Source organism: Bradyrhizobium sp. USDA 4011 (assembly GCF_054063415.1).
Genome location: NZ_JBSSGG010000001.1, coordinates 1,021,342 through 1,041,611, shown reverse-complemented (window position 1 = coordinate 1,041,611; position 20,270 = coordinate 1,021,342). Strand labels below are relative to the sequence as shown.

Sequence of the window (20,270 nt, the reverse complement as noted above, 5' to 3'; positions counted from 1 at the left end):
GCCATTCTTCGAACCTACTGTCCTAAACCACGGTTTGCGCGCTGATTGTGAGGAACGACGGCGAACCGGGAAGAGTCCTGGATTTCAATGGTAGCTTTAAGGGACAGTATCCGGTTCGCACTCGTTGTTTCGCGCTGTGTCCTGCCGGCCGGCGCCAAGTCGGCTACTCTCTTAAAACCGAGCGGTCGGATCTGGAGCGCCATCGTCGCTTTCATACTAGACTATTGCAACGCGACAGATCGATCCCTGGCCTGCTGGATGCCACCGGCAAGCGCCTTTGCGTATAGCTCGCGTGCCTTCGTCACATCGCCGCGTGTTCCGTACGTCTTCCACGTGGAAAGAACGAGGGGATCATATGTCTCCGCGAGCATGAAGCTCGCCTGTGCGTTACCCGTCTCGACAGCGTGTTCGAGCACGATCCGCGCTGCACTGATATCCCCTTGGCCGAGCAGGGCGCTGGCGCGCATCAGCAACCTGGCCGCTTCCGGACCGCCTTGCGCCTCAGCGACCGCTGGCTGCTCTGTCGCAGCCGCCTCCGCGACTTGAGTGAGCGTGGGTTCGCGGCCCGGCGCCTCGGCCTGGTCGCGCTCTTTCTTCAGAGACTGTCGCAGCCCCGCCGTCGCGCTCTTGGCGGCCTTCTTCATCTGCACGGCTTCGTCACCGGCCTTGCTTGACAGCGCCAGCTGGGTCTCAAGTTCCCGCCGTGCCCTCGCCAGCTCGCCAGTCAGCGCTTCAGCCCTGTCGTGCTCCGTCTTCAAAGATTGTCGCAGCTCCGCCGTCGCGATTTCGGCGACCCGCTTCGCCTGCGCAGCCTCGTCACTGGCCTTGCTTGACGCCGGCAGCTGGGTCTCGAGATCCCGCCGCGCCTTCGCCAGCTCGTCCGCCAGCGCCTCGGCCCTGTCGTGTTCCTTCTGCAGAGACTGTCGCAGCTCCGCCATCCCGCTCTCCGCGGCCTGACTGAGCTGCGTCGCCTGATCGCGCGCCTTGTTCGCTCGCGCTACCTGCATCTCAATGATCTGCTGCGCTCTCGCCAGTTCATTGGCTAGGGCCTCTGCGCGGCGCCGCTCCTTTTCCAAAGACTGTTGCGCATCCGGCTGCAATGCCTCCGCACCTTGCTTGCCCTGTGCGGTATCCCGCCGTGCCTGTGAGATCGCCCGGTCCGCTTGCTGATGAAGACCCGGATCCCGCGCCAACGAATCGGCTTTTTGCAGGTTCTCTCTTAGGGCTTGGGTCTCTTGCTTGACGGCCTCCACGCCGGCTGTGCCAAGGCTGGCGCTATCCTGCTCACCAATGTATCGCGTCACCTGAGCCACGAGCTCAGGGTCGAAGTACCAGCCGATGAGCGACGCCCCGACCACCACCGCGGCGATCGAGGAGATGGCGCGCCGCGCAGCAGGTCCGCGATGCTGTCTGCTCTGCGCGGCCCGCACATCAGCAAGGACGCCAGTGACCGAGTCCGCGTCCGTAACCAGACGAGTTAATTCCGTCACCCTCGCGCGTTCGGCCAGGCCTGAGGGGAAACAAAAGGAGCGCGGCCCTGGCGACGCCGGGGAGGCGATCGATCCAGTTTCCTTTGGCGGAATAGATGCATCTTGCAGAATAAATTCATCACCTTCCTCGGGAAGGTACATTGTTAGCCAATGCGTCGCCGTGATCTCGCTTGGCTCGCCATTTTTCTTGATCCACCCGCGCCCGTCAGCCGACCACTGAGCAGGTTCGAAGCTTCCGCTTACGTCATCCTCGAGAATGACGAATGTCCCATCCTTTGGAGCGGTGTCGATCACGCGGCGCATGAATAAGACGCCTATTCGAAGCGGCTATCCAATTTTTCAGAAGGACTTCGCGAATACAGCAGACCCTACTCCACCCCATCAAAGGCCTCAAGATAATAGTCATTTGGGTGCCTGAGCTGGAGGCGGACTCGCTGCAGAGCGCGAGGCGCTGGAGACTTCGGTTGCGGTCCGATCGTGGATGGCGTGGCCCGCATCCGACCTACAGGTTGCGCGCGCCACGGCCGCGACCCGAAACTTGTCCGCCACAGCGGCCGTGCTCAGGCGGCTGAGGAATAGTTCTGGTCAAACCCCGTACTTTTGCGGGTCAATGTTAACTCCCGTGCCGCCCGAAGCAGATCACCGCTTATGCGCGTGGACGCGGAGCAGGTTCAAGCAAGAACAATGTCCTGCCGGAGCGAAACGTCCAGATCCAGAAGCTTCATTCGCACCTCCTCGAGGAAGTGCGCAGCAGGCATCGGCGGCGCCGGCCGACGCGGCAAGCCGCCGCTGGCCGGTCACCCAGTGGCGGCAATCGATCCCGGAGAGTTGTGTGCGGCTCCGAGGGGATTCCGGGACGTGTTATTGAGGTGAACGATACCCGGGGAGTGGGTTGCGTCCGTAGGGCTCAGTCGACAATGATCGGTAGCACGGGACGGAAAGCATGCATTCAAGCAACAGCTCGCTTCAGACGGACACGGAGAACGGGATCAGCGCGGCGCCTGCGCGCAGCGATCACCTTCGGCCTTGGCTGCCACTTCTATTCGGGGCCACGGCCTATCTGACGCTCGTCGGCAGGATCAACAGCCTGCTAAGGGATGCGGACATCTACTGGCATATCGTGGTTGGCCAGTGGATCATGGATCATCGTGCCGTACCTCACGTCGATCCCTTCTCCTTCACGATGCGCGATGCACCCTGGATAACCAGCGAGTGGTTATCGGAGGTGCTGTATTTCGCGGCGTTCAGGCTGGCTGGGTGGCCGGGACCTGCGGTGCTTGCCGCATTGTCGGCCTCCGTCGCGTTCTTTCTGCTCACCTACCTGCTGCTGAAACGGCTGCCGAACGTTCCGGTCATGATCCTGGTGAGTGGCGGACTTGTCTTGGCGGCGTTCCACATGCTTGCACGGCCCACATGTCCTGGTCTTTCCCCTGATGGTGCTGTGGGCCAATGCGCTGGTTGAGGCGAGTGAGGAGCGACGCGCGCCGTCGTTCGCCTATCTCCCGCTCATCACGCTGTGGGCGAACCTCCACGGAAGCTTCACGCTGGGCCTGGCGTTGATTGCGCCATTCGCCTTGGAGGCGATTCGGACCGCGGACAAATCCGCGCGCGCGGCCGTCGCGTTGCGCTGGCTACGCTTTGGCGCCCTGGCGCTTATCGCCGCCTGCATCACGCCATACGGGTCGGAGTCGATCCTAATCACATTACGCATTTTGAATCTTGGCGCGGTTCTTTCAACCATTGGGGAATGGAGGCCGGCACTTGAGTTTGGGGCAGTCAGTCCTATTACAATATGCTTCTTCGCCGGCATGGCGTATGTTCTATGCAGTGGGCTCAAACTGCCTCTGATCAGGGTCGCCGCTCTGCTGGCTGTGGTCTACCAGACGTTTGCCCACGTACGTTATGTCGACGTTTGCGCGCTGGTTGCGCCGTTTTTCATTGCCGGTCCCCTGGCGCAGCACCTGGCCTTGCCACAATCGCCCAACCGGAAAGTCGTCCCCGCGTCGCGGAGGGCCGTTGTCGCCGCGCTCGCGGGTCTCATGATCGCGACTGGTCTGATCGTGACGACGAAGGACCACGCGCCCCCAAATGCGCCGCGCGCTGCGATCGAAAAGCTCAAGCAGCTGAAAGCAAGCCGAATACTGAACGATTACTATTTCGGCGGGTATCTGATTTCCGAGGGCATTCCGACGTTCATTGACTCTCGCGCCGAATTGTATGGGCCGGTCTTTCTCAGCCGTTATGTGCGCGCCGTATCGCTCGAAGATCTCGCGGATTTTGTCAATTTGCTCGATGAGTACAAGATCGACGCAACGTTGCTTTTCCCATTTACGCCGGCCGTCGCTCTGCTCGACCGAATGCCGGAGTGGCAGCGGATTTATGCGGACGACACCGCCGTGGTCCACATTCGGCGAATGCATGCAGGAAGTGCAGATTCCCTAAAGTAGTCACTTGGTCGATGCTGCTGGTCGCGCCAGCGACAGGCCTAAAGAGCTGCGGGTGCTGGCATTGCGTCATTAGACGCGATTACTCTTTACGATAGCATCGCTGGAGTTGTTGTCCGGCGCAACTCGACCACCAAATGTGTCTGAAGATACAAAAATGGCCCCCGGCGATAGGGTTAACATAGGATTGCCGCGTGACAGCTTTCCTGCGCCGTACTAAAGTGGCGCTGGTTGGCAGCAAATTTGCTCGCCAACGTATTGCATAAATTTTTTTAAAAAAGGGATTTGCCCCATGTTGAAGTATTACATCAACACCACCGAAACCCTCAGGAATCTGCGCGCGGACCAGGACGGTGTCGTGTCGTTCGAATACGTGATCGTCGCTGCCTGCATCGTTGCCGCAGTTGTCGCCGCGTTCGGTACCGACACATCCTCGGGTATCGGGGCTGCACTGTCCAGCGCGATCAGCGCAATCACCGCGAAGGTCACTTCTGCAACGGCATAAGTACCTGATCGAACTGGCCGATCCGCCAGAGCGGCCACGACCTGATCTGCAAGTCGGCCGCGCGCACAGGTGTCGCGTGGCTGGCCTGCGGCTTGTTGAAGCGATCGCTGGCGTCGCCCGGCGCGTGGATCATCTTACGGCGCGCGCTGGCTGATCGCAGAATGTCAGGCTGTCATGCTGGAAAGAACGGCCGATGCACCGGCCGCGTCCTTTGTCGGCGCGCCAGCCCCGGCTTCACCGGCGCCTTCAATGGACGATGATGCCTCGGCAAGCGTGGTCGGCAACGGTTTGCGCTCGTCAATGCGGGCGGCTCTATAGCGGAAATGGCCAATCCGTTAGCCGAATGGCTTTGCGCTTCTGGCGAAACAGTTGTTTTTTCGAGGACCGGCGGCGGAGCTTGCTCAACGCCAACGTCCCCACGGGAAACATGAATCCATGTCGGTCAGGGAATTGGTGCCGGTCCGGTCTTCAGCAGCGATACCGGCAATGTGCGCGCGCTTTATTCTCTACGCGCTGACGATCTGTCTCATCCTGATGACCGGCTGGTTCGCGCATTGGGAGCTTGGGCAAAATAGACCCCTTGTCGATTTCGACGCATTTTACATCGTCGCGCAAAGGGTCTGGCTCGGCGAGGCTGGGCTAGCCTACAATCTGGACCAGTTCGCAAAGATGCAGATGGATGCCGTCGGCGCTAAAATGCCCCTTCTGCACTGGACGTATCCTCCCCCATTCGATCTGCTGATCGCTCCCATGGCATTCGTGCCGGTGGCGGCCGCATACTTCCTGTTCATCGCGGCCACCCTTGGCTTTTATCTCCTGACGCTCAGGGATCTTGCGAAGAGTTGCTTCTCGCAGATCGTCATCCTGCTTTCGCCCTCACTGTTCCTCACGGTTGCCTGTGGTCAGAATGGCTTCTTGACCGGTGGCCTGATCGGCCTGGTCTGTCTTACGATCGAGCGACGGCAGATCGTAGCCGGAATGAGCCTTGGCATGATGGTGATCAAGCCGCACCTTGCGATTGCGATCGGGGCGTACGTGCTGTTGACGCGGCGCTGGATGGCAGCATTTTCCGCCGCGGCGGTCATCCTTGCGAGTTCGATCCTCTGCACGTTGTTTCTGGGCTGGAATATCTGGAGTGCCTTTCTCGCAGGCGTCCACGAGTCCAGCGCCTTCCTCGAAGGGGGGACTGCTTTCGCTCCGTTTCGTTCGATCTCTGTCTACGCAATCTTGCGGACAGCCGGCCTTTCCAGTTCGCTGGCCTTTCTGGGCCAACTCGTGACTGCCGTGTTCGCGCTCTCGGTTGTGGCCTTCGCCACCTACCGCGACCTGCCGGCGCGCTGGGCTCTGGGTCTGGCAGCCATCGCCTCGCTGTTGATCAGCCCATACGCCTACGATTACGACCTGCCCATTCTCGGCGTAGGCATGGCCCTTTTGCTGCCCGACGTCACGCGTTACGCAAGCGAGCGCGAGCGCGCCGCCATCTACAGCCTGGCATTCGTCGCGGGATTTTACGGCTTCTTTCAGTCCTTGCGACTGAGCATCCAGTACGGAACAGGCCCGCTCGGATACACAGTCCCGGCGTTCAGCGGCTGCGCACTCGTCGGGCTGCTGTGGCTCACGCTTCATGTCCTGTTGCGAGGTGCGGGTCAGCCGCAACCGGCGCCAATTCGAACGATCGAGCGCTGAGCCAGGGCTATGAGCGGGGAGAGAAACGGCCTGCAATCGATCCCACCGCCGGACCGCCCAACGTGGGGGTGCTGTCCTAATTTGGACACTCGCGGCGGGGAATTGGGACAATTGCCAAGGCGTCGGGATGCTCAATGAGGAAGCTGCTGAAGAGACTGGTTGGACCAGGAGCGCTGGCCGATGCTGAGTATGCCATCGTCGTGGTAATCATACTCGCCATCTTCCTGTGGCTCATGAAGGCCATATGAAAGCAAAAAGGCCGCTCACTTGGCATGCGAATGAACCGCATCTCATGGTACCGGCCATAGTTGCCGCGACAACTCGGAAACGTGCACAGGCCCGCCCGACATTTAAAGTCTAAACTAGGCCCAGCTTGGCCGCCCATCACGGCGTGATCGTAAGGACCTACAGCGAACGATCTGGCCTGTAAAAGAAGCCGCGACATTACACTCACCAGTCGAACGATGCTTCAACCAGTCGCCAGCAGCGCCGAAAGTCTCCGTCGGGAGCCCGTATCATTCCGGATATTCGGGGCGTGTTTTCATCAGCAACAATGCTCCGCATAGCGAAAACATCGAGAAATTTCGGCTTATTCTCGATGATAGCCAAGATCGCCGGTTTGCGCGGCGGTGACCGCAGTAGGGTTAATGAACGATTACCAGATGACAGCTTTATTGCGAAAGATTATAAGTGGCTCCCAGTTGGCACCGAATTTTGCCCGCCAACCTCAAGTCATTTGTGCAAATTCATCGTAAAAAGGGATTTTTTCCTATGCTGAAGTTTTACGTCGTGACCACGGAAGCTTTCAAGCGTCTGCGCGCGAACGAGGATGGCGTTGTGTCGTTCGAGTACGTGATCGTCGCCGCTTGCATCGTCGCCGCAGTCGTTGCCGCGTTCGGTACGACAACTGGCTCGGGCATCGGCGCCGCACTCTCCAGTGCCATCAGCTCGATCGCCGCCAAGGTCAGCTCGGCCACCGCCTGATACAGCGAACTTGTTTTGGTTGGGGGGCCGTGGATAAGCCCCCCGCCACGTTCTTCTGCATTTGAGAAGTTAGATCGCAATTACGATCTCGATTCTGAAATCGTGTCCTCGGGAATTTCTCCCATGTTGAGGGCATGCATTGAGACCAAGACCAAGCTGGCGGATGCGTCGGATTTGACCGGCGGTGCGCCCCTGTTTTCAGAGGGGTAACACAGCCATTCGCTGCCCGGGCCTTGATCTGCACTACCTTTTTTCAATCGTGCATTTTTTAGGGCGTGCGTTTGATGAGTTGGATCGTTGTCACGACGTCGCTTCTTGAAATCGCGTTGTTGCTCTATGTCGCAACAATCGATATCGCGACGCGGCTGATCCGAAACGAGATTTGTCTCGCACTGGCGTTGCTCGGGATCATCGGCCAACTGGCCAGCCCGGTGCAGGTCGCGCAATCCCTAATCGCTGCTGCGCTGCTGCTGTTGCTGCTGTTCGTGATCTATCAGCGGGGAATGATCGGCGGCGGCGACGTCAAGTTGCTGGTCGCTCTCGCGATCGGTTTCCCCATGTCCGGCGTGATCGAACTGTTGACCACAACCGCGCTGGCCGGCGGCGTCCTGGCCGCTGTGCATCTGATGATGCGCCGCCTGCCAAATCCCAAGCTCGCGCCGGCGGGATCATCGCTGGTGCGCCGCGTCTATGCGGTCGAGCGCTGGCGCCATTTACGACATGCGCCGCTGCCCTACGGGGTTGCCATCGCATGCGGCGGTATCTGGACCATTTTAAGCAGAGGATTCTGACATGTCATCCGCCTTGCGTGTTTCGGTCATCATGGTGCTGTTGTTCGCCGCCGCGGCGCTCGGAATCATTGCCTGGAACGTCAACCAACCGAACGCACCGGTAGCGGTCGTGGAGAAGGCGCCGGCAGGTCCAGCGACTGTCGGATACTTTGTGACGACACGTCCGCTTTCGAAAGGCGCCTTGGCACGCGAAGAAGACTTCACCGTGCGCCAGGTAGCGCCCGATCGCGTTCCGTCAGGAGCGATACTCGAAACGGCCGACGCCAAGGCCGGGCTTCCTGGTTCTCTTGTTCGCAAGTTCGTCGAAGCCGGCAGCGCTATTACGTTGGAGGACATCTTGCGTCCGAAGGATCGTGGCTTCCTCGCGAGCGTTCTGGCCCCCGATAGCCGCGCCATCAGCATCAAGGTCGACGAGGAGACCGGCGTGTCAGGTCTGATCAGGCCGGGTGACTACGTGGACGTGGTGTTGACGCAGGTTTTCGACAAGGCCGATCTGGGGCGTCGGGCCCTTAGCGAAACCGTTCTGGGCAATGTGCGCGTTATCGCGATCGATCAAGAAATCGCCCAGGGCGGCCGACCTGTCATGAACGCCGTGGCCGGCAAGCAGGCACAAACTGTGTCGCTGGAACTGACGCCGGAGCAGGTCAAGAAGGTCTCCGTCGCAAAGCAGCTCGGGACGCTCTCGTTGGTGGTGCGGTCAGCGGCCGAACAGTGGGACAAGGCCGATACCGGCGCGATGTCCAGCTGCGACGTTTCGCCCGAACTTGCGCGGCAGAACGCAATCGCCGGTCAGAGCGCGACGATCGCAGTCTTTTCGTCAGGTGAAGTCAAGCGATATTCGGTCAGAAAGCAGGACCAGGACGGCGCGCGTGTCTCCTGCGACGGAGTGTCGGAGGCTGCCCGTCCTGCGACGGCGCTGGATTACGCAGGCGTGCCGGAGAAACGTTGATGAGTGTGAACATGGCAGTGATGGAATCGCCGGAAGAGACGACGTCCGTTGTCGCACGTAACCGCATCGTCTGCTTCGTCAACGACGAGCTGAGCGCTGTGGCCCTTCGCAGGGGCCTCGAGGGCAGCAACTTGTTGATCCGCCGTGGCAACATCCGTCAGGCGACACGCATGCTCGAGACCGACACCGACCTATTCGCGCTGGTGACCGACATCAGCGGGATCGATGATCCGTTCGCCGAGCTGGAACGTCTGGCCAGCGTCTGTCCACCCGACGTCAAAGTGTGCCTGATCGGCGAAAGCAGGGAGATCAACTTCTACCGCGAACTGATGGAAATCGGACTCACCGAGTACCTTCCGGCGCCAATTACCCGCGACATGGTGTTGGACCAGCTCCGGCCGAAGCTGCTCGGCGACGTGGCGCCCGCCCAAAACGATCGCGGTGGACATGTGGTCTCGATCTGCGGTGCGCAAGGTGGCGCCGGAGCAACCAGCATTGCGATCAACCTCGCGCTGCAACTGGCCGAGACCACCAAGGCCAAAGTCGCGTTGCTCGATCTGCATCTGCAGGGCGGCGAGACTGCGGTGATGCTGGGTGTTCGCCCCGGTCCAGGGCTGCGCATTGCCCTCGAGAATCCGATGCGGGCGGACACGCTGTTCCTCGAGCGCGCGGCGATCGAAGTGAACGATCGGGTTGTCCTGATTTCCGGAGATGAGGATCTTGATGCCAAGCTCGATTTCACCGAAGCCGGCGTGCGGCACGTGCTGGGCCTGCTCCGGCAGCGGTTCAATTACGTCGTCGTCGACGTGCCGGTGCCGTTCCCGGCATCGATCTATCCAGTGATTCAGATGTCACGTCACGTGCTGGTGCTGCTGGAAGCCGAGGTGACCGGCCTGCGCAACGCGCACGCGCTGCGCAACGCCGTCACCAACATCGCGGGCAAGGATCGCGTGTTTACCCTGCTCAATCGTGCCGACCGCGCCGGCGGTCTGCCCAGGGCGACCATCGTCAAAGCACTCGGCGCAGAGCCGGACATGGTGATCCCCGATCTCGGCAAGGGAATGACCCAGGCGGTCAATCTCGGAATCCCGGCCCTCAAGCATGTATCCGCGCTGCGGCGTCACTTGGCTCCAATCGTCCGGGAGATCACCGGCGTGGGCGCCATGCGGAAGGGGCTGTGGAGGAGGTGGCTTGGGCTATGAAGAAGTTCGGGAGACGTGCAGACGAGACGCCGATACGCCCGCCGCCACTGGTGCCGGGCTCGCCGACGGCGGCCTGCGGGCCGGACGCGCCACCGATCCCGCCAGAGCCGCAGCGGATCGAACCCGGCGTGGTGTCTCCGGTGTCAATCGTGCCTGCTCCAACGTCGAAGCGCGAACAACTTTCGATACACCATCCGGTGATGTCGGCATCGCTTCGCGAGCGCATCATCGAACAGATCGAGCCGTCGGTGGCGGCAACCGTTCCGCGCGATGTCCTGCGGCGGCAGATCGAGCAGATCATCCACGGCATCGCCAACCAGGAGCGGCTGGAATTGTCTGGCCGCGAGCAGGTTCTCCTGGCGGAGGAAATTGCCGACGACATGACCGGTTACGGGCCGCTGCGTCCGCTTCTGGTGGACGAGACGATCAACGACATCATGGTCAACGGGCCGAGCAACATCTATGTTGAGCGGAACGGCAAGCTGGAGCGGATAGCCGTCCGGTTTCGCGACAACGATCACATCGCGGCGGTAGCGCAGAAGATCGCCGCGCAGGTTGGCCGGCGCGTCGACGAGTCGAGCCCGATGGTCGATTGCCGCCTGCCGGACGGCAGCCGTGTCAACATCATCCTGCCGCCGCTGGCGCTTCACAGTCCTTGCATCTCGATTCGAAAGTTTCCAAGCCGGCGCCTGGACATCCGCGGCATGATCGAGAACGGCACGATGTCGGCCGCCATCGGAGAACTGCTCGAGATCAGTTCCCGATGCCGGCTCAACGTCCTCGTCTCTGGCGGCACCGGCTCCGGCAAGACCACGTTGCTCAATGCCATGAGCCAGTTCATCGATCACAGCGAACGCATTGTCACGATCGAGGACGCGGCGGAATTGCAGCTTCAGCAGCCGCACGTGATCAGCCTTGAGACGCGGCCTCCCAGCCTGGAAGGCACCGGGCAGGTGACGCAACGCGACCTCTTGTGGAATGCGCTGCGCATGCGCCCCGATCGCATCGTGGTCGGCGAGGTGCGCGGGCCTGAGGCGTTCGACATGCTGCAGGCGATGAATACCGGCCATGACGGCTCGATCTCCACGGTGCACGCGAACAGCACCCGTGACGCCCTGACCCGCGTCGAAAACATGGTGCAGATGGGGCAGGTCAATCTGCCGTCGCGCGCGATCCGGGCTCAGATCGTTGCCGCGTTGGATCTCATCGTGCAGGTCGAACGCATGCGTGACGGCCAGCGTCGCATCATTCAGGTCAGCGAGGTGATCGGACTGGAAGGCGAGGTGATCACTACCAACGACATCGCGTTGTTCGAGTACAAGGAAGAGGATGCGCACGGCCGGATATTAGGTACCTACAGATCCACCAACGCTGTTCCGAAATTCAAGAGCCGTCTTGTCTATTTTGGACTTGATCGAGCCTGGGCGGAGGCCATGCGGCGGATATGATAATACCGAGCTTCGTTCTCCTCATTGTTCTGGCGCTGCTGATATGTGCAGCGACGAACTCGCTGTGGCTTGATAGCAGGCTGCGCCGCGTCAATCGTCAGTTGGAGATTGCGCTGCCGACCTCGCGGTTGGGCAGCCTTCCGTCCATTCGTCGTTTCGAAACGTCGTCGCGTTGGCACTCGCTTTACGGTCTTGTCAACTACAGGCCCGAGATCGCTCACGCCCTGAATCCGGTCCCTGTACTGCTCGCCGGTGCCGTTGCCGCAGGAGGGGTCGTCTATAGCGCCCACCTGCTGGGATTCGCGACATCCATAGCGTCGCTCGCAGCAGCTGTGGTGGCTTTGTTGCTTGTGCGTGGGCTATTTGCGTGGCAGCAACGTAGCTTCACCAACCAGCTGTTTCGCCAGCTCCCCGACGCCATCCAGGTAGTAACGAGTACCGTCCGATCGGGATTACCCGTCAACGAGGCGTTCCGTACCATCGCCCGAGAGATGCCTCAGCCAACAGCCGGCCAGTTCGCCATCGTCTGCGACGAACTGAGCCTGGGTCGACCGCCGGAAGATGCCGTGGAGGGCATCTATCGCCGAACCCTAGTGCCCGAATACGCCATGTTCGCAGTGACGCTCGCCGTCCAGCTGAAAGCGGGCGGGAGTTTGGCCGAAACCCTTAAGACGCTCGGTGACACGGTGAGCCAGCGCGTTGCGCTTGCCGCTCGTGCAAAAGCCCTGGCGGGAGAGGTGATCTTTTCATCGCGCGCGCTGTCGTGTGCGCCTCTCGCTGTGGGGGCGCTGCTCTACGCGATCAATCCGCAGACGATTGATCTGCTTTTTTACGACCCGGTCGGAAACATGCTGCTGGCTTACGCGATATGCTCGGTGCTGCTCGGCCTCCTGGTGATCCGCGTGGATGGTCAGAAGGGAGACTGCGCTATGACCGCCGGTCTTGGCCTCGCGGCTCTCTCCATCGCGGCATTGGCTTTAACCTGCCTGTTGATCATCCGTGAAATACAGCTACGCACGCTGGATACGCGCGTATCGAATGCGGTGCTGGGCATTCCTGACCGTTCGAGTTCGTCTCAGGACATGATCGGCTGGTTATCCACGATCGGCGCGCGTTACAAGCGCTTCTATGCGGAGGAGAATCTCGACCAACTTCGACTGGTCCTTCAGTCGTCGGGTCTCAATCATCATCGAATGTTGCCGATCTGGATCGGTGCCAAGGCTGTGAGCACGTTCGTGTTCCCGATCGCGGCGTTCTTTCTCGCGCAGATCGCGGGAAAGCCGCTGTCGGACGTACTGATCTTCATGCTGCTGGGCCTGGCTTTCGGGATCATGATGCCGCGGCTGATCCTCTGGGGCGTGAAGCGCCGCTTTGATGCCGAGATTAGGTTGGGCACGCCGGATACCATCGATCTGCTGGTCGTGTGCAGCGAAGCCGGAATGGGTCTGGAGAGCGGTCTGGAGCGGGTGGCGGAAGAAATGAAGGCCACCAATCCGGCAATGGCGCAGGTGTTGAATGGCCTTCTTGACGATCTCCGGATGTTGCCGAACCGCGCCGATGCATTCGAGAAGCTGGCAGTCACGTCGGAGGGGCTTCGGCGCTTCGGCACTATGGTCAGCCAAAGCCTGCAATATGGCACCCCGCTGGGGCAGGCTCTGCGCAGTATCGCCGTGGATCTCCGTCAGGAACGCATTACCAAATTGGAGGAAAGAGCGCACAAGCTCGGCGCCAAGCTGACGATTCCGATGGTGCTGTTCCTGCTTCCAGCCATGTTCGTCATTTTGGGTGCAAGTCCATTTCTGCACCTCCTTCGAGCGTTCAAGCAAATCTAACCGTGGACAAGAACCATGAGCGGTATGCTGAAGCCCTACATCAAGATTAGTGAAGCTTTGAAGCGGCTGCGCGCAGCACAGGACGGCGTGGTGGCGTTCGAATTTGTCCTCGTGGCGCCCTTCATGCTGCTCATCATGTTCGCGACAATGTACTTCGGGATCGCGCTCAACAATTACCTCATATTGACCGCGGCGGCGCAGCAGGGCGCGCAAGCCATGTCCATGAGTCGCGGAACAGCGTCTCCCTACTCGACGGCCACGGCCGCGATCAACAGCGCCGCCGTCAATCTCACGACATCCCAGATCGCCCGGGTCGTAACGATCGGCGGTTCGACATGCAGCGCCGACAGCGCTTGCAGTTCGCTGCTAACTGCTGGCGTGATCACCTCCGTGGCGCTCACCTATCCCTGTAATCTCTCGTTCATGGGCTACAACTTCGGAGGAACGTCGTGCACCCTGGCCGTCCAATCCGCGTCCGTGGTTCAGTGAGGAGAGAAGCGATGTATCGATGGACCGGCACAATCGCGCGAAAGCTCAGCAAGACGTTTCACGATCGCAGCGGCGTCGCCGGAGTGGTGTTCGCAGTTTCTGCGACGGCACTCATTGGCATGTCAGGCTTTGCGGTTGACGTCGGCGTCGTTCTCAGCGCGCGCCAGGCGCTTCAAGCCAACACAAACGCTGCGGTGCTCAGTGGTGCATATCAGTGGAGCAAGACAGGGGGCACCGAGTCCGCCGCGCTGAATACGGCTCAGAACTGGAATGTGGCTCATCCCGTTTCCAATGTCAGCGGCATCACGTCGACTGCGTCAGCTGTCTGCGTCGGTCCCAGCCAGACATCCGGACTGCCGACCTGCGGGAACGGCGTCAACAACACGGTCGTGCTGAAGCAGACCGGAACTGTTCCGACATATTTCATCAAGCTGCTCGGCTTCACCTCCTGGACTGTCTCGGCGTCGGCGGCGGCGGCCAAGGCGGGCAACCCGACGAAACCGTTGAACGTCATGTTCGTGCTCGACACCACGGCATCGATGACTTCAAGCGACGGGACGAACTGCAAAGTTCCGGGCAAGTCCGGGCCCTCCAGGCTCGATTGTGCGCTTTATGGCGTGCAGTTGGTCCTGAAGCAACTGAACACCCAGTACGCGAAGGTCGGATTGATGGTGTTTCCGGGCATGTCGCAGACGTGGTCGCCCTGTGGATCGCCGAAGATCACCCCATATGGATCTCCAAGTATTGTCTATCAGATCATTCACAATGCGCTCGACACGGATTTTGCCACGACGGTCGGTAATCTGAATCACTCGTCGAATTTCATTAAGGCGATAGGCGACAACAGCGGTGGGTTCAACGGATGTCTCCAGGCCCCAGGAGGTGAGGGGACTTTTTACGCGCAAGCGATCTCAGCCGCGCAGACCGCACTTCAATCCGAGGGGGCGACGGCGAGGCAGAATGTCATCATTCTGCTCAGTGACGGCGAGGCGAGTGTTGATCAGACAAAGAATCCCCCTCAGATGAACTCCACGTATGCCGCCACAGCTTGTTCGCCTAGCACCGTTTGCGGCCGCCATGACGCACAGATGTGCAACCAGGCGGTCGTCAATGCTCAGACCGCCACCGCCGCTGGAACCTGGGTCTACGCGATCTTCTATGGCAGCGGTGCCGGTACGGCCTGCCCAAAGCAAGGGTCCGGATCCAGTACAATCTATGATAGCCCCAATGGCAAAAACGCCAATGTGTGGACGTCGTGCACTGCGATGCAGAAAATCGCTTCCGATCAGACGAGGTTTTACTCCACCAATTCAAACTGCAGTAGCATCAACCAGTACACCGATGTCGCAACCGCGTTTCAGCAGGTCGGCTCGACGCTGACCCAGCCGCGCCTGGTAATCTACTAGTTAGTCGTTCGGTGACGGTTGCCAGGGCGGCAGGCCCGTCCTGGAAACCAATTTGGGCGCCGCTCCATTCGCAGGGAAATATTGACTTCCCGAACGCGGCGCGGAATTGCGTGTGTCGATCAGCGAAACGCAGACTTGGCGAGCCGTTTGGCAAGGCTGCCTGCCGGTTCGATTCGCTGTCAGCTATCGGTTGGATCGCCGACAAGGCGGGATTCTACGGGTCGCACCCCCGCAGATCTGCAAGAGTGGTGCCTGCAAGCAACATCGGGGCTCTTTCTAGGGGCATGGGGCATTCCGGCGGGCGTCTCGTCTTGCAAAGAGGGCGTGTAACGGATCATGATCTTGAGGCCGCGTTTGCGGCCGGCGGGCGAGGCGTCTCCAGCGGAGACGGACCTGACTTGGTCGATAGTGCGCGCACGCCGGGAAAAGGAATTGCGAAGTAACGATTTATAGTTGGACCAGCAGTAATCTCGACGGCGTGGTGTATGCAAGGGAGTCGCCACGGCCGGAGTCCGTAAATTTGCGGGGATGAAGTCGGTTCGCTGCTGCGGGGGAAAGCGTATGGGGAGCGTTCGCGTTTCTGGCAGGGGAAGAGGCAGGTCTGTCGCGTTGAGCGCGATAGCACTTGGTGCAACGCTCGCTTCATTTGGAGCAGCCGATCGTGCGGCGGCTGCGGACCGGCGAACCTCGGGCGGCGTCTTCGTCAGCGATATGACCGACGTGCAGCGCGTCAAGCTGACCGTCAATAAGTCACGCACATTCAAGGTCGATCAGGCTTTTTCGACAATCGTGGCCGGCTCGCCCGACATCGTCGACGTGAAGTCGCTGAGTGACCACCTGATCTACCTCCAGGGCAAGAAAACCGGCACCACCAACGTCATCCTGTTCGACAGCTCGATGAAGCAGATCGGCATTCTCGATGTCGAGGTCACTGTTGATATCGGTAATCTGCAGCAGAACATCCAGGCCGGCACCGGTACGCGCGGCATTCGCGTCACTGCGTCCGAAGGCCAGGTAGTGCTGAGCGGCATGGCAGCCGATGCGGTCGTCGCCGAGCGGGCGCTCACAATCGCCAAGGGCAGCGTCCCCGAAGGCGGCGTCGTCGTCAACGCCATGAGCGTTGCCGCGCCGCAGCAGGTGATGCTTGAGGTGCGCTTCCTCGAGGTCAGCCGGCAGGCGGGGCGTGACCTCGGCGTGAACCTTTACGCGGCGAACGCCAATGGGACCAACGTTGCGAATACGGGTTTGGGTGGCACCTCAGCAGTGGGCCGAAGTCCTATCGGTGGCATCAATACCGCCAATGGCGCCTTGGGTACCGGGGGCGGCCCGGTCGGAATGGCTCCAACGGGTAGCCTTCCGGTCCTCGGCACGATCGGAACGCTTATCGGTTCTGCCGGTGGTGTATCTCCGGCCCCGTTCGGAAGCCTGCTGACCAGCATCTTGCGGACCAGCAACGGCAGTTCGGTGGACCTTTTGATCACTGCATTGGAAACGAAGGGACTCGCTCGCAGGCTGGCGGAGCCGAATCTGACCACCCTTTCCGGCGATGCCGCGCGCTTCCTGGCCGGCGGCGAATTCCCGGTGCCAATTCCGAACACGACGACGACCGGTTTTCCGACTGTCACGATCGATTACAAAAAGTTCGGTGTCGAATTGGCGTTCGTTCCCACCGTCCTCTCGCGCGGCGTGATCAATCTCCGGGTCGAGCCATCGGTCAGCGAGCTTGATTTCTCCAATGCGGTGTCGATCCAGGGGACGACGGTGCCATCGCTGACCCGCCGCGACGCGCGCACCACGGTCGAGCTGCGCGACGGCCAGAGCTTCGCCATCGCCGGCCTCCTGCAGACCCGCAACCGGCAGGACGTTTCGCAATTGCCTTGGATAGGTTCAGTGCCCGTGCTCGGAAGCTTGTTCGGCAGTAAGTCATACCAGCAGGAAGAGACCGATCTCGTTATCATCGTGACGCCGCGCCTCGTCGCGCCAGCGGCGCCCGGCCAGCAACTGGCGTCGCCGCTCGACTCCCGCCTGCCGGCCAACGACGTTGACTTCTTCCTCAACGGCCAGATGGAAGTTCGCAAGCGTTACGACGACTACGTCAATTCCGGCGGTGAGGTGAAGGGACCTTACGGCCACATCATCGCGCCTAACGCGATCGTACCCGCTCCGCCACCGACCGTTGGTGCGAACCAACCGGTCGTGAAGACCTTGAACTAGAGGAGGCGAGGGATGACCATCCGATATCTGGCTTTGCTCGCACCCTTGCTGCTCGGCGGCTGCTACGGCGTCTACGGGCACGACGAGATGGATCGCTACGTCCAGCGCTCCGACACCATCACGATGAGCGCCGGCAACGCCAAGGAAGTCAACGCAGTCACCCACACGATCCACCCATGGCCGGCCTATGTCGGCGATCGCCGGATCGCGTACGACGCGCGGCGTACCGGTGGTGCGGTGACGCGCTATGGCAATCAGCAACGTCCGCTGGATCAGCTTCCCGACATGGGCGATCCGACCAAAGCGATGGGCCAGGCGCCGCCCGTCACCACCATTCAGAATGTCAACACGACCGGATTGGGAGCGGGGACGGGAGGATCGGTGGCCGTCGGGGTAGGAGGAGGCGGCAGGTAACGAGCTGAGGATTGGGTTGTTGCGCTGACAGCGTCGGATCGCGCCGTCTGTTTTTTGTTAGGTAGTTTCACGATGGGTTTTCGAATGACGCAGGGAAGTCGCTGGAGCTGGAACATGGGACGAGCATTACGGCGTCTCATTCCGGCGCTCGCCTGCTGCTGGCTGGCTGCGGGCCTCGCGGCCTGCGACTACACGACGCGAGAGGCCGCGATCGTCGCACCCGTGGATCCGCCGGGCGGGGACCCCGTGCAGGAGCCGACCGATGTCAAATACTATCCCTCCGACGAGCCAGTGCGGCTGGGACTAGAGCAGTACAACCGCGGCAACTACGGAATCTCGCAGCGCTATTTCAAGGATGCTGTCGAGAAGGCGCCGAAGGATGTGACGGCCTGGGTCGGGCTCGCGGCGAGCTACGACAAGCTGCGCCGCTTTGATCTTGCCGATCAGGCCTATGCCCAGGCAATCCGGATTGGCGGCGAGACTGTCCAGATCCTGAACGACCAGGGCTACTCCCTGATGCTGCGCGGCAATCTGAGCGGCGCGCGGCGGAAGTTCGAGAAGGCGTATTCGCTCGATCCGGGCAACCCGGTCATCGCCAACAATCTCGAGCTTCTCAACGGCAGCCGGAAATTCATCGAGCGCCCGCCGAACAATCAACCGTAAGTTTGCCGCCTATCCGCCTGATTTTGTTGATGTTTTAGTTGGAACCGAACGGCGCGTGTTGAGGCGAGGAACCGTAAAGGGAACTTCAACGTTTTTGACGTAGCTAAACTGTCATTTCCTGACCGATGGCTTCGTCTCATGAATCGTCTTTTCAAGCTGCAATTTCTTGGTCCGTGCGTGCTCTTCGCCGCTACGCTGTGTGCGGAACTGGCTGCGCAAGCTTTGCAATACTCGCCCAGCTCCGAACTGCTCTGGTTCATCAATCTCAAGATCTTCGGCATCTTTCAGCGCAGCCACGCATTGTTGAGCGGGTATGTTGCGATCGACGGCTTCCAGCTCTTCGGAGTCGCGCTACCGCTGTTCCTGCTCGCCTGCCTTGGGCTCGCCGCAAAGGCGAGACCCGCATTCACCATCGCAACCCACTTGAGCGCAGGTTATGCGGGCTTTCTGGTCTACTCCTGGCAGGCCGGTGTACCAACCACGGCACAGGCTTCACTTGGATCGATCGGTATTCCGTCCGGCGCAGGCCTGTACGTGATGATGACGATCCTTGGCGCCTGCCTACTGTCATTTGCGATCACGCATGTGCTCTATCTGCAGCACGTGCGAAGCGAGGTCGGATCCTTGATGCGTTGGATGCGGGCAGTCTCGGCGTAACGGTTGTTTTGCTTGCGTGAGCCCACCGAGGCGGCTCGCTACCAACGATGCCAGATCCGCGGTGAGCTTCGCGTCGAGTAAGGCGCCGCGAGCGTTGGCACAGCCATCGGTCCAGCCGACCCGGATCTAATATCAAGGCGCGTCTATCCTTGATCGGGCACGTCGCTGAGATCCCTTACATCAAGGGCAAACACAACCACTTCCGCTGGAGCACGTAATCGTCGGGTATGGCCGGCGCAATTTTTGCTTTCAAAGAACTACGCGACCTCTTCGTTGGTGGAGCGTTGATGATACGAGCATCGTCCGACATTATTCCACGGCGTGATCGCCGAGATCGGTATCGGGTTAACACGACGCATAGGTCGTCGCGTCGCTCCTATGCATATCTCCAAAGCAAGTGGAGGATGTAAGGTCGCCCTTGCTTGAGGCGCTTCAATGTGAGCTGGCGATGATAACGAGATTGTTTAATACCGGCGTACAGCAGAATGCCACCACTATTGCGATGTTGTAAGGGTTGTTGCTGCGCCAGAGCAACCACATCATGAAATAGGTCAAGCCTAGCTTCGGGATAAGCCACCAGGGACCGAGCCACGTTTGGGCGACGTGCATGAACGGGTTCAGTTCGCCGAGACCGAGATTCAGGATGGTGTTCGTGGTGTAGAGGTCGGCGACCCCGAGAAGCAGGACCGAAAGCACCAGGAATGTCTTAGCCAAGTAGCGTCGCCCTAAAACGATCTCGTAAGCGAATGCAGCACCATCATGGTTGTTTTGCTCAGACCAAGCCTGTGCGGCCTCGTTGGTCGCGAAGACCTTCAGGTGCTCTGGGTCGCCAACGGCTTTGCTCGTATCAGTAAAGATCCAGACCTTCATCACATCATCTCGAACGACTCCGCGACCTCCATAGTTTAGCGCCGGGCGGGGCGGGAGCCTCGCTCCGTAGGGCTGAGAGCGGCGGTCTCTCATCGCGCGATATGCATGGCCGGGGTGTGGGGTTGAGTCGGCCAATACGCTTGAGCGGCCCATCGTAAATCGGCAAATGCCCACAGCAATTGCCATTCCTAACTAACCAGCGGGATATGGCGGAAGGTCTTCGTGT

Annotated in this window: 19 protein-coding genes; 16 read left to right on the top strand and 3 right to left on the bottom strand. The window is 60.4% G+C overall.

Going from position 1 to position 20,270, the window contains the following annotated elements; all coding sequences use genetic code 11:
• Positions 1 to 221: 221 nt before the first annotated feature.
• Complete coding sequence (locus tag ACVW1C_RS05095; RefSeq protein ID WP_456757458.1) at positions 222 to 1,793, bottom strand: hypothetical protein; 1,572 nt, start codon at positions 1,791 to 1,793, stop codon at positions 222 to 224.
• Between the two features lie 640 nt (positions 1,794 to 2,433).
• On the opposite strand from ACVW1C_RS05095, the gene ACVW1C_RS05090 reads away from it, so the two are divergent.
• The 3 genes from ACVW1C_RS05090 to ACVW1C_RS05080 all read left to right on the top strand — a co-directional run bounded on the left by ACVW1C_RS05090 (position 2,434) and on the right by ACVW1C_RS05080 (position 4,439).
• Entirely contained in the window at positions 2,434 to 2,952 is a 519-nt protein-coding gene (locus ACVW1C_RS05090; RefSeq protein ID WP_456757457.1) for a hypothetical protein, read from the top strand.
• Positions 2,924 to 3,937, top strand: a complete 1,014-nt coding sequence (locus tag ACVW1C_RS05085) for a hypothetical protein (RefSeq protein ID WP_456757456.1) — start codon at positions 2,924 to 2,926, stop codon at positions 3,935 to 3,937. The genes ACVW1C_RS05090 and ACVW1C_RS05085 overlap by 29 nt, the downstream gene beginning before the upstream one ends.
• Before the next feature lie 289 nt (positions 3,938 to 4,226).
• Positions 4,227 to 4,439 (top strand): hypothetical protein, encoded by a 213-nt coding sequence (locus tag ACVW1C_RS05080; RefSeq protein WP_092125446.1) that lies wholly within the window; start codon positions 4,227 to 4,229, stop codon positions 4,437 to 4,439.
• On the opposite strand, the gene ACVW1C_RS05075 is transcribed toward ACVW1C_RS05080, so the two are convergent.
• A complete protein-coding gene (locus tag ACVW1C_RS05075; protein WP_456757455.1) occupies positions 4,420 to 4,572 on the bottom strand; it encodes a hypothetical protein in 153 nt (50 codons plus the stop codon). The two genes, ACVW1C_RS05080 and ACVW1C_RS05075, sit on opposite strands and share 20 nt — an antisense overlap.
• A 302-nt stretch (positions 4,573 to 4,874) precedes the next feature.
• Here ACVW1C_RS05075 and ACVW1C_RS05070 point away from each other — a divergent pair, with 302 nt between their 5' ends.
• The 13 genes from ACVW1C_RS05070 to ACVW1C_RS05010 all read left to right on the top strand — a co-directional run bounded on the left by ACVW1C_RS05070 (position 4,875) and on the right by ACVW1C_RS05010 (position 19,174).
• Complete coding sequence (locus ACVW1C_RS05070) at positions 4,875 to 6,125, top strand: glycosyltransferase family 87 protein (RefSeq protein WP_456757454.1); 1,251 nt, start codon at positions 4,875 to 4,877, stop codon at positions 6,123 to 6,125.
• Positions 6,126 to 6,896: 771 nt separating this feature from the next.
• Positions 6,897 to 7,109, top strand: a complete 213-nt coding sequence (locus ACVW1C_RS05065; RefSeq protein WP_456757453.1) for a hypothetical protein — start codon at positions 6,897 to 6,899, stop codon at positions 7,107 to 7,109.
• 284 nt (positions 7,110 to 7,393) lie between these two features.
• Positions 7,394 to 7,900, top strand: a complete 507-nt coding sequence (locus ACVW1C_RS05060; RefSeq protein WP_456757452.1) for an A24 family peptidase — start codon at positions 7,394 to 7,396, stop codon at positions 7,898 to 7,900.
• A 1-nt stretch (position 7,901) separates the two neighbouring features.
• Complete coding sequence (gene cpaB, locus ACVW1C_RS05055; RefSeq protein ID WP_456757451.1) at positions 7,902 to 8,849, top strand: Flp pilus assembly protein CpaB; 948 nt, start codon at positions 7,902 to 7,904, stop codon at positions 8,847 to 8,849.
• The gene (locus ACVW1C_RS05050; protein ID WP_456757450.1) at positions 8,849 to 10,051 is read left to right on the top strand and encodes an AAA family ATPase; all 1,203 of its coding nucleotides are present in this window, start codon (positions 8,849 to 8,851) and stop codon (positions 10,049 to 10,051) included. The genes cpaB and ACVW1C_RS05050 overlap by 1 nt, the downstream gene beginning before the upstream one ends.
• Positions 10,048 to 11,499, top strand: coding sequence for a CpaF family protein (locus ACVW1C_RS05045; protein WP_456757449.1), 1,452 nt, complete (start codon positions 10,048 to 10,050; stop codon positions 11,497 to 11,499). The genes ACVW1C_RS05050 and ACVW1C_RS05045 overlap by 4 nt, the downstream gene beginning before the upstream one ends.
• Positions 11,496 to 13,331, top strand: a complete 1,836-nt coding sequence (locus ACVW1C_RS05040) for a type II secretion system F family protein (protein WP_456757448.1) — start codon at positions 11,496 to 11,498, stop codon at positions 13,329 to 13,331. Before ACVW1C_RS05045 ends, ACVW1C_RS05040 begins: the two co-directional genes overlap by 4 nt.
• 15 nt (positions 13,332 to 13,346) lie before the next feature.
• The gene (locus tag ACVW1C_RS05035) at positions 13,347 to 13,820 is read left to right on the top strand and encodes a TadE/TadG family type IV pilus assembly protein (protein ID WP_456757447.1); all 474 of its coding nucleotides are present in this window, start codon (positions 13,347 to 13,349) and stop codon (positions 13,818 to 13,820) included.
• Between the two features lie 11 nt (positions 13,821 to 13,831).
• Positions 13,832 to 15,226, top strand: a complete 1,395-nt coding sequence (locus tag ACVW1C_RS05030) for a TadE/TadG family type IV pilus assembly protein (RefSeq protein ID WP_456757446.1) — start codon at positions 13,832 to 13,834, stop codon at positions 15,224 to 15,226.
• A gap of 561 nt (positions 15,227 to 15,787) precedes the next feature.
• The gene (locus tag ACVW1C_RS05025) at positions 15,788 to 17,440 is read left to right on the top strand and encodes a type II and III secretion system protein family protein (protein ID WP_456757445.1); all 1,653 of its coding nucleotides are present in this window, start codon (positions 15,788 to 15,790) and stop codon (positions 17,438 to 17,440) included.
• Between the two features lie 12 nt (positions 17,441 to 17,452).
• A complete protein-coding gene (locus ACVW1C_RS05020; RefSeq protein ID WP_456757444.1) occupies positions 17,453 to 17,854 on the top strand; it encodes a hypothetical protein in 402 nt (133 codons plus the stop codon).
• Between the two features lie 114 nt (positions 17,855 to 17,968).
• On the top strand, positions 17,969 to 18,517 hold the full coding sequence (locus tag ACVW1C_RS05015; protein WP_456757443.1) for a tetratricopeptide repeat protein: 549 nt from the start codon (positions 17,969 to 17,971) through the stop codon (positions 18,515 to 18,517).
• A gap of 138 nt (positions 18,518 to 18,655) precedes the next feature.
• Positions 18,656 to 19,174: a hypothetical protein gene (locus ACVW1C_RS05010; RefSeq protein ID WP_456757442.1), complete on the top strand. Its 519-nt coding sequence runs from the start codon at positions 18,656 to 18,658 to the stop codon at positions 19,172 to 19,174.
• A gap of 432 nt (positions 19,175 to 19,606) precedes the next feature.
• On the opposite strand, the gene ACVW1C_RS05005 is transcribed toward ACVW1C_RS05010, so the two are convergent.
• The gene (locus ACVW1C_RS05005) at positions 19,607 to 20,044 is read right to left on the bottom strand and encodes a DUF5658 family protein (protein WP_092125461.1); all 438 of its coding nucleotides are present in this window, start codon (positions 20,042 to 20,044) and stop codon (positions 19,607 to 19,609) included.
• Positions 20,045 to 20,270: the final 226 nt, after the last annotated feature.